The organism is Bacillus sp. JJ1764, assembly GCF_036962145.1.
GTDB lineage: Bacteria > Bacillota > Bacilli > Bacillales > Cytobacillaceae > Neobacillus.
The window spans coordinates 362-2,282 of sequence record NZ_JBALNY010000173.1 but is presented as its reverse complement, the minus strand read 5'-3'; the positions used below and the strand labels follow the sequence as shown (position 1 = coordinate 2,282).

At 36.9% G+C, this 1,921-nt stretch carries 2 protein-coding genes; one reads left to right on the top strand and one right to left on the bottom strand.

The features are described 5' to 3' along the window. Nucleotides 1–281: 281 nt before the first annotated feature. On the top strand, nucleotides 282–1,517 hold the full coding sequence (locus V7083_RS20320; protein WP_335481340.1) for an IS110 family transposase: 1,236 nt from the start codon (nucleotides 282–284) through the stop codon (nucleotides 1,515–1,517). Nucleotides 1,518–1,723: 206 nt separating this feature from the next. On the opposite strand, the gene V7083_RS20315 is transcribed toward V7083_RS20320, so the two are convergent. Continuing rightward, on the bottom strand, nucleotides 1,724–1,921 hold a 198-nt coding region (locus V7083_RS20315), incomplete at its 5' end, for a hypothetical protein (RefSeq protein WP_335481338.1).

Here is a 1,921-nt window from a genome sequence, read left to right as displayed (position 1 = left end):
TTCTTGCACTAACCTGCTTCATTCGTATTATAAGGTTAGCCGGAATGCTAAATATTTCTGGTTGACCATTTTTTATATGGTCTTATTATATCAGTAGCCAGGGTAGAACGTAACTGCTCGTGGGGCCTTCGACCCCGTCAACTAAACGGTTCACCCCCTACTTGTAGAAACATGATTGAGGCTGGTTGGGACTAAGATCTCGTATAATAAGCGAAGCTGTGACACTGCATGGAGGAATTAGGGGCACTGGCAAATTACTAGTTTAGGAGGAGAATTTAATTATGAATCCAGTCATCGGTCTGGATGTTTCAAAGGGAGAAAGTCAGGTTCAGGCATTTTTAGATAAAGGCAAACCATATCGTAAGAGCTTTAAAGTTTCTCACACTGTTGAAGGTCTTGATTTACTTGTAGAGTTTCTAGAGGTCGTAAAAAGAGAAACAGGTAAGAAACCACCTATCGTTCTAGAAGCAACAGGCCATTATCATTCCTCTGTTGTTCAATACTTGGAGGACCGTGGGTATTTATTGATAATTATTAATCCATTAATTTCTTATAAGGCTAAAAGTTCAAGTCTTCGAAAAGTAAAGACAGATGCGATTGATGCTTACCATCTCTGCGAGCTGTTTTATAAGGAGGATTTAGAGCCGTATAAGAAGCGTGGTGTACAGCTATTAAACCTTCGGAATCTTACCAGACAGCACGAAAATATCACTGGTGTATTGATTCAAACAAAGCTACAATTTCAAGCGATTCTGGACCAGGTCTTTCCTGAATATAGAGGAGTTTTTGGGGACTTGTATTCAGTAGTATCACTCTTAACTCTTTCAGAGTTTCCCTCATCTGAAGATATATTAGAGGCAAGTGTAGAAACCATAGCTGACAAAATCGCTCAATTATGTAAAAGTCGTTCATACAGATGGGCCAATGAAAAAGCTATTCAACTTAAAGCTGCCGCAAACCGAAATCCGTTTGAAAAGACTTTGTATCAGAGTCATATTCTGAGTCTTGGTATGTATATTAATATCATTCTTCAATATAAAGAGCACCTATCCAAGTTAGAGTCAGAGATAGATACCCTCGCAAAAGAAGTTGAAGAATATAATATTATCAAATCTATCCCTGGTATCGGAGAAAAGATCGCTGCAACGATCATTTCAGAAATTGGGGAGATAGATCGATTTACTGATCCTAAAAAGCTGGTAGCTTTCGCTGGAGTTGACCCTAGTGTATTTGAATCTGGTAAGTTTTCAGCCACCAAGAATCGAATCACAAAAAGAGGGTCCAGCAGACTTCGTCACGCTTTATATATGGCTGTTCGTTGTGCTATACGTGATTGTCGAAAAAGTAAAACAAGCGATGAAATCATTCCTCGAAACAAGAAATTACGAGAGTTCTATGATAAGAAACGTGAGGAAGGAAAACCTTTTAAAGTAGCTGTTATTGCTTGTGTAAATAAGCTCTTACACTGGATTTTTGCCCTTTTAAAAAACAAAACGACTTTCCAGGATATAGGTTAGAACCGAAAATAAACCAAATAACACAAAACCTTCCAACATAAGACTAAGGGAAGGTTATTTGGCATGCACATTTTCAGTATAGCATGAGATATTTTTAGTTTTTATTTAAAAATATTGACAAACTATTAGCTGGTTTAGTTCAATAACGTAAATGATTGCAAAAGCGATTTCGTTCTTTAATGTTTGTCCCCTATTAGTTCAACATATTATTTGGATGGTAGAGGTTTCTCTGGTCTTTTAGGACAATATTCACATTCAGGATCATCACATTTGGATTCAGTCCAGTAGTTACAATTTGGGCAAAAAAAGGCATCAAAATCTTCATAGTACACCAAGTTGAATTTACAAATAGAACAATGTTGTTCCTTTGCAATAAAACCTTCAACTTCAAATCCATCAATAAT

What these genes read in the sequence shown, in the direction of transcription:
- V7083_RS20320 (WP_335481340.1), top strand. Translation starts at nt 282, where the DNA reads ATGAATCCAGTCATCGGTCTGGATGTTTCAAAGGGAGAAAGTCAGGTT.